This is a genomic window from Planosporangium thailandense (genome assembly GCF_011947195.1).
In the GTDB taxonomy this organism is placed as follows: domain Bacteria; phylum Actinomycetota; class Actinomycetes; order Mycobacteriales; family Micromonosporaceae; genus Planosporangium; species Planosporangium thailandense.
In genome coordinates, this window is sequence record NZ_JAATVY010000006.1 from 279803 (window position 1) to 286327 (window position 6525).

Genomic DNA, 6525 nt, shown 5'->3' on the forward strand with positions numbered 1-6525 from the left:
CCCACATCGGAGAGGACGATCGTGACCGGCGGAATGTGGGGACCCGGCGACGTCGGGTCGGGCCAGTTCGACGACTTCCTCGCACGCTTCCTCGGTGGCGGCGCCCAGACGCCCCAGCAGCACATGCAGCGCGTGGATATCACCCGGATGATGAGCCAGGAGGCGCGGGAACTGCTCGCCACCGCCGCCGCGAAGGCGGCCGACCTGGGCAGCTCCGACCTCGACACCGAACACCTGCTGTGGGCTGCCAGCCACCGCGAGCCGCTGCGCCAACTGCTGTCGCGGGCGGGTGCCGAGCCCGACGAGATAGCCCGGGAGATCGAGCGGCGGGGCCGCCGGGACTCCCCGCGCCACGCCGTACCGTCGTTGACGCCGGCGGCGAAGCGCGCGCTGCTGCAGGCGCACCAGATCGCGCGCGCGCTGGGCGCGTCCTACCTCGGCCCGGCGCACATCCTGCTGGCGCTGTCGCTCAACCCGGAGTCCGAGGCGGGGCGCATGCTCAACGAGCGCCACGTGAACCCGGAGTCGTTGCAGCGGGCGGCGAACGAACGGGCCGCGCCCGCCGCGCCCGCCGCACCCCAGCCCAACCATGCCACCCCGACCCTCGACCGGTATGGCCGCGATCTCACCGCTCTCGCGAGCGAGGAGAAGATCGACCCGGTGGTGGGCCGCGAGCAGGAGCTCGAGCAGATGATCGAGATCCTCGCCCGCCGTACCAAGAACAATCCGGTACTGATCGGAGAGGCCGGTGTCGGCAAGACCGCCGTGGTCGAGGGGCTCGCCCAGCGGATCTGCGACGGCGACGTGCCACGGACGCTCGCCGGCAAGCGGCTGATCCAGCTCGACCTGACCAGTCTGGTGGCCGGTACCCGCTACCGGGGCGACTTCGAGGAGCGGCTGAAGAACGTCATCCAGGAGATCCGCGACCACCCCGGTGATCTGATCATCTTCATCGACGAGGTGCACACGGTGGTCGGCGCCGGCGGCGGCGAGGGCTCCACCGACGCGTCCAACATCCTCAAGCCGCCGCTGGCCCGCGGGGAGCTGCACGTCATCGGCGCGACGACGATCGACGAGTACCGCCGCAACATCGAGAAGGACGCGGCCCTGGAGCGCCGGTTCCAGCCGATCCTGGTCCCGGAGCCGAGCGTCGACGACACCATCGAGATCCTGCGCGGGCTGCGCGACCGGTACGAGGCGCACCACGGCGTCCGGTACACCGACGAGGCGCTGGTCGCGGCCGCCGAGCTGTCCGACCGCTACATCGCCGACCGCTTCCTGCCGGACAAGGCGATCGACCTCATCGACCAGGCGGGCGCCCGGGTCCAGCTGCGGGCCCACGTGCCGACGATGGACGTACGCGAGGCCGAGCTGCGGCTGGAGCAGCTCACCCGCGACAAGGACCAGGCGGTCGCCGACGAGCAGTACGAGCGCGCCAGCGCGCTGCGCGACGAGATGATGCAGCTTCGCCAGCGCATCGACGACGCCAAGGAGGGCGGTGGCGGCGTCCCGGACGTCACGGCCGAGGAGATCGCCGAGATCGTCTCCCGGCTGACCGGCATCCCCGCCCGCCAGCTCACCGAGGAGGAGCGGCAGCGCCTCATGGAGCTGGAGCAGCGGCTGCATCGGCGGATCGTGGGCCAGGACGAGGCGGTCCGCGTGGTGGCGCAGGCGGTGCGCCGGGCCCGGGCCGGGCTGGGCGACCCGAACCGTCCGGTCGGCAGCTTCCTGTTCCTCGGCCCCACCGGGGTCGGCAAGACGGAGCTGGCGCGGGCGCTCGCGGAGGCCCTGTTCGGCGACGAGACACGCATGGTGCGGCTGGACATGAGCGAGTTCCAGGAGCGCCACACGGTGAGCCGGATGATCGGCGCACCGCCCGGCTACGTCGGGTACGAGCAGGCGGGGCAGCTCACCGAGACGATCCGCCGCCGCCCGTACTCGGTGGTCCTGCTCGACGAGATCGAGAAGGCGCATCCGGACGTCTACAACATCCTGCTGCAGATCCTCGACGACGGCCGGCTGACCGACGGTCAGGGCCGCGTGGTCAGCTTCAAGAACACGATCATCATCATGACGAGCAACCTCGGCTCGGATCTCATCACCGCGCAGCGCGGCGCCCTCGGCTTCACCCAGGAGGACGTGGAGAAGCCGCTGCGTGAACGCCTGCTGCGGGTGCTCACCGAGCACATGCGGCCGGAGTTCGTCAACCGCATCGACGAGATCGTGGTCTTCCAGCGGCTGGAGTTCGAGCAGGTCCGCCAGATCTCCGATCTGCTCCTGGAGCACACCCGGCGGCGGCTGCACGCCCAGGGCATCACCGTGGAGGTCACCCCGGAGGCGCTGAACTGGCTGGCCGAGCACGGGTACGAGCCGCGGTTCGGGGCACGGCCGCTGCGGCGCACCATCCAGCGCGAGGTCGACAACGTGCTGTCCGAGATGCTGCTCGACGGCAGGCTCAACCCGGACCAGCGGGTCATGGTCGACGCCAGGGACGGCAAGCTGCAGTTCATCCTGGAGTCGCCGCAGGAGCAGCTGGCCCAGGCGGAGCGCCAGCCGTAGCTCAGTAGGGGTTGCCCTGTCCGGGTAGCCGGCCGCGCACCAGCCCGCCGAGCCGGCCGGGCGCCATGACGGTGTCCGACAGCGGCGGGCTGCCCGTTCCGTCCCGCCCCGCCATGCCGTCGAACAGCTCCCGCAGCGCGGTCACCGCGTCCACGCGCGGCCGCCAGCCCAGCTCCCGCGTGGCGTGCTCGCATGCCATGAGCGGGGCGTTGAGGGCCAGCTCCACCCAGCCCCGGTCGACCGGTTGCAGCCGCGCCCGCCAGGTCAGGTCGGCCAGGACGGCCAGCGCCGCCGCGGGCACTGCGACGGTACGGCCGTGGAAGCGCGACGCGACCAGCTCCGGGGTCAGGACCGGGTCGGCGGCGAGGTTGAACGCACCCCGGGCATCGCCGAGCACCGCTCGCGCGTACGCGTCCGCCACGTCGTCGGTGTGCACCGCCTGCAGGCGCAGCCGGTCGTTGCGCGGCACCACCGGCAGTCGGCCGTAGCGCAGCAGCTGGACCGGGGCGAGGGGCCCGAGAAAGTACCGGCTGATCTCGGTGCCGGCGTCGCGCTGGAAGTTCAGGCCGGGCCGCAGACGCACGATCCGCAGCGTGGGATGGTCGGACTCGGCCCGCTGGAGCATCTGCTCCACCGCCGCCTTGTCGCGGCTGTACGACGATGCGGCGACACCGGTCGTCGGCCAGGTCTCGTCGACGAAGCGGTCCTTGGGGCCGGGGGCGTACGCGCCGACCGACGACGCGTACACCAGCGCCGGCACGCCGGCCCGTACGACCGCGTCGATGACGGCGCTGCTGCCGGCGACGTTCGTGCGGTGCAGTACCCGCTGGTCGTGGCTGGGCTGGATCTGCCACGCCAGGTGCACGACGGCCGCCGCGCCGGTGAAGATCTCCCGGAGGCGGACCGCCGCGTCGGGCGCGCCGATGTCCAGGGACCGCCACTCGACGGCGTCGTAGGGTGGGCCCGCGTGCGGGCCGGGCGGCCGGCGGGCGATGCCGACGAGATCGACGTCCGGCTCGTCGCGCAGCCGGCGCAGCAGGGCGGTGCCGGCGTTGCCGCTGGCGCCGACGATGACGATCCGCATGCGGTTCAGGTACCCGGGTGGGCCCGGATCAACCGGTCCGGCCGGCGAGCACCGGGCGGGAGCGGTCCGGGCGCGGCCGATCGGCCCGCTCGGGTGCCCGGGCGAACCGGCGCAGCCACTCCTGCCGGTTGTGCTCGCGCACGATGGCGGCGGCGGCGTATCGGGTGACGTGCGCGGGGAGGATCTCGGCGGCGGCGGCCAGGTCGTCGAACTCCGCCAGCCACCCGGGCAGCCGGTCGTCGAGGTCGGCGAGGTAGACGAGCACCCGCCCGTGCCCGAGCTGGGCCACGCCGCAGTAGGTCTCCGGCTGCCCCTCCCGGCGGGCCGCCGGGGGCGGCGGCTCGACCAGCCACCGTCCGGTGAAGGCGGCGGGCGACGCCGGTCCCATGTCGACGGTCAGCTCGAACATCAGGTCGGGCGCGAGCCGACGCAGGTACCGGTCGGCATCGGCGGCGTCGTCCCAGCTGTCGTGGGCCACGGCGCGCAGCGTGCAGACGACCGCGCGCTCGGCCAGGACCGCGCGTACGGGTATCGGCGGGGTCAGCCCCCCGCTCTCCATCGCCGCGCGGACCTCACTGCGCAGCTCCATCAGCGCGACGTAGTTCGCGGCCGCGTCCCGGACCTGCGGCGCGCGCCGTTCCAGTACGGCGAACAGGTTCTCGATCGCGTCCCGCGCCTCGTTGTACACGCGCCCGGTGAGGTACGGCAGGGCCGCTCGGGCGCCGTGGAGGACGGCCCGTATCTGATTTCTGTTCACATCCCCGGCGCCTCTCCAGCTGACCACGTCGACCGAGAGGCACACTTCCGTCGAAGCCGCCGTCTCAAACGTCGGCGTCGGAGTCAGATTCCGGCGCGTCTAATCGACGCGGGCGCCGGGGTCGCCGCCGACGGGACGGTGCCGGGCGGCGATGTCCAACCGGCGGTCGGGCGTGGACCGTGGCCGCGCCGGCCGGTCGAGCGCGTCGGCGGTCAGCCGGACGACGGTGCCGGGCTGCTGGTCCGGCTGGTCGCCCTGCGCGAGACGGTCCAGGTCGGACGGTGGCACCAGCGCCGCGATCGGCTTGCCGTGGCGGGTCACCACGACCCGCTCGCCACCGTAGGCGACCCGGTTGACCAGGTCGGCGAACTCGGCACGCGCCTGGGTTACCGGGACCTCGTATGCCATACGATGATGATACGTTCTGTACAGAACGTACGCGCTGTACGGTCCCAGCCGGAGGGTTCCCGAACCATGAGCCGAGGTGGCGGAGACGACGTGCCGATGCCGGCGTTGACCAGCGCGGAAGCCACGGTGGTCGACCAGTTCCTCGCGATCGTCGACGACCTCGCACGGATCAACCCCACCCGCGCCGAGCACACCCACCGCGCGCTGCTCGCGGCACAGGCCCTCGCAGCCCACGCGGCCGGCCTGCGCGACGCGCTGGCGCTGATGTTCGAGCGCGGTGAGACCGTCATCGACGGCGAGGTCCTGGTGCGGGCCCTGTCCGCCCTCGAGGTGCAGCGCCGGCTGGCGCGCGTCGCTATCCCGGATCCCCGTCCGCCGAGACCGCCGGGCGGGCCCCACGGCTGAGGCGTCAGCGGTAGCAGTCGGCCAGGAAGGCCCGCAACGCCACGGCAAGCTGCTCCGGAGCCTCCTCCATGATGTGGTGCCCGCGGCCGATGGGGCCGCCGCCCCGGACGTCATCGGCCCAGTCTCGCCAGATCGCCAGCGGGTCTCCGTACAGCAGCTCCATGTCGTCGCGGGCCGCCCACAGCATGAGAACAGGGCAGCGCACGCGCCGGCCGGCCGCCCGGTCGGCCTCGTCGTGAGCGCGGTCGACACCCAGGCCCGCCCGGTAGTCCTCGCACATCGCGTGCACGGTCGCCGGGTCGTGGATGGCCCGCCGGTAGTCGTCGTACGCCTCGCCTAACTGCTCGGGTGTGACCCGGTACCAGGCATCGGGGTCGGCGTTGATCACCCGCTCGGCGGGCTTGTCGGTCTGCCCGAGGAAGAACCAGTGCCACCAGAGCGCGGCGAACGTCGCGTCGCTCCGCGCCAGCGCCTCCGCGATGGGAACCGCGTCCATGACCCCCAGGCCGGCCACGGCGTGCGGGTGGTCGAGCGCCGCGCGCGCGGCGACGTACGCGCCCCGGTCGTGCCCCACCACGACGAACCGGTCGTGGCCCAGCGCGCTCATCAGCGCCACGCAGTCGCGGGCCATCGCCCGCTTGGAGTGCGGCTCGTGGTCGGCGGTGGTCGGAGGCTTCGATGACTCTCCGTAGCCGCGCAGGTCGGGGCAGACCACCGTATAGTCGGACACCAGCAGCGGTGCCACGCGGTACCAGGTGGCATGGGTGCGCGGATGTCCGTGCATGAGGAGGACCGGGGGCCCGGATCCGCCGTGCCGGACGCGCAACACGGCGTCACCGACGTCGATCCTGCTCAGCGCGAAGCCTTCGAACACCTTCGATCACGTATCCAGCCGGCCGGCGCTCAAACCGGCAGCGCCGCTCCATCGTGCGCCGATCAGCGGTGGACCCGGCATGGCGGTATCGAACGGACTTGACCGATATGGAGGATCTCGATGCTTCTCAGCCGCACCGCAGCGGGCGCCACCCTGTTCGTCGCCGCGGCCTCGGGAGTACTGGTGAGCACGCCGGCAAGCGCCGGGACCCGACCACCGGACCCCGGCGTCGCCACGGCCGCGCCGGACCCGGCCGCCCCCCAGGCGAGGTGCCGGCAACGGGGGATCTTGCAGGGCAGCCACTACAGCGCCGTCCAGATCGCCCGAGTCGCCCGGGACGCGGGTTTCCGCGGGCACAACTGGACCGTCTCCGTGGCTGTCGCCCTGGGCGAGAGCGGCGGGTGGAGCCGCGGCCCGCACGTCAAACCAAAGTGCAGG

Annotated in this window: 7 protein-coding genes; 3 read left to right on the top strand and 4 right to left on the bottom strand. The window is 72.7% G+C overall.

Going from position 1 to position 6525, the window contains the following annotated elements; all coding sequences use genetic code 11:
* Nucleotides 1–33 precede the first annotated feature (33 nt).
* Entirely contained in the window at nt 34–2559 is a 2526-nt protein-coding gene (locus tag HC031_RS12455; RefSeq protein WP_167925438.1) for an ATP-dependent Clp protease ATP-binding subunit, read from the top strand.
* A gap of 1 nt (nt 2560) precedes the next feature.
* Here HC031_RS12455 and HC031_RS12460 read toward each other — a convergent pair whose 3' ends face one another.
* From HC031_RS12460 to HC031_RS12470, 3 genes are all read right to left on the bottom strand, one after another.
* The gene (locus HC031_RS12460) at nt 2561–3643 is read right to left on the bottom strand and encodes an NAD-dependent epimerase/dehydratase family protein (protein ID WP_167925394.1); all 1083 of its coding nucleotides are present in this window, start codon (nt 3641–3643) and stop codon (nt 2561–2563) included.
* Nucleotides 3644–3671: 28 nt separating this feature from the next.
* Nucleotides 3672–4400, bottom strand: a complete 729-nt coding sequence (locus HC031_RS12465; protein WP_167925395.1) for a hypothetical protein — start codon at nt 4398–4400, stop codon at nt 3672–3674.
* A gap of 99 nt (nt 4401–4499) precedes the next feature.
* On the bottom strand, nt 4500–4808 hold the full coding sequence (locus HC031_RS12470; RefSeq protein ID WP_167925396.1) for a type II toxin-antitoxin system Phd/YefM family antitoxin: 309 nt from the start codon (nt 4806–4808) through the stop codon (nt 4500–4502).
* A gap of 66 nt (nt 4809–4874) precedes the next feature.
* On the opposite strand from HC031_RS12470, the gene HC031_RS12475 reads away from it, so the two are divergent.
* On the top strand, nt 4875–5213 hold the full coding sequence (locus HC031_RS12475) for a hypothetical protein (RefSeq protein ID WP_167925397.1): 339 nt from the start codon (nt 4875–4877) through the stop codon (nt 5211–5213).
* Between the two features lie 4 nt (nt 5214–5217).
* Here HC031_RS12475 and HC031_RS12480 read toward each other — a convergent pair whose 3' ends face one another.
* Nucleotides 5218–6087 (bottom strand): alpha/beta fold hydrolase, encoded by an 870-nt coding sequence (locus tag HC031_RS12480; RefSeq protein ID WP_167925398.1) that lies wholly within the window; start codon nt 6085–6087, stop codon nt 5218–5220.
* Between the two features lie 120 nt (nt 6088–6207).
* On the opposite strand from HC031_RS12480, the gene HC031_RS12485 reads away from it, so the two are divergent.
* Nucleotides 6208–6525 (top strand): transglycosylase SLT domain-containing protein (locus HC031_RS12485; protein ID WP_240942391.1); only part of this gene is annotated, 318 nt, incomplete at its 3' end.

Coding starts and splice junctions, on each gene's coding strand:
- HC031_RS12475 (WP_167925397.1), top strand. CDS start 4,875: ATGAGCCGAGGTGGCGGAGACGACGTGCCGATGCCGGCGTTGACCAGC.
- HC031_RS12460 (WP_167925394.1), bottom strand. CDS start 3,643: ATGCGGATCGTCATCGTCGGCGCCAGCGGCAACGCCGGCACCGCCCTG.
- HC031_RS12470 (WP_167925396.1), bottom strand. CDS start 4,808: ATGGCATACGAGGTCCCGGTAACCCAGGCGCGTGCCGAGTTCGCCGAC.
- HC031_RS12455 (WP_167925438.1), top strand. CDS start 34: ATGTGGGGACCCGGCGACGTCGGGTCGGGCCAGTTCGACGACTTCCTC.